The organism is Bittarella massiliensis (ex Durand et al. 2017), from assembly GCF_017566145.1.
Classification (GTDB): domain Bacteria; phylum Bacillota; class Clostridia; order Oscillospirales; family Ruminococcaceae; genus Bittarella; species Bittarella massiliensis_A.
Genome location: NZ_JABFCL010000329.1, coordinates 1 through 213 on the forward strand (window position 1 = coordinate 1; position 213 = coordinate 213).

The 213-nt window shown below is 45.5% G+C and carries 1 protein-coding gene; it reads right to left on the bottom strand.

Annotated features, from left to right (window positions below; genetic code table 11):
- The coding region (locus HJY11_RS14535; protein WP_368041633.1) for a hypothetical protein at nucleotides 1-213 on the bottom strand (213 nt) is incomplete at both ends.

A 213-nucleotide genomic window follows, 5' to 3' on the forward strand; every position in this document is an offset into this window, starting at 1 on the left:
GATTATCAAGGTGCCCCTTGATCCCGTAACAACGGTACTGCTTCTGCGACAGCTCCCGGACCGATTCAATCACCGTCTCATAGTACCCCTCTTCATCTGGGTGCAGTACATAATCACCCGCTATCCACTTTTTTACATAAGAAACAAACTCCACCGTTCTTTTGTAAAACTCCGCCGTACTATGATCTTCCAGAACTTTGCATCGATGTAATT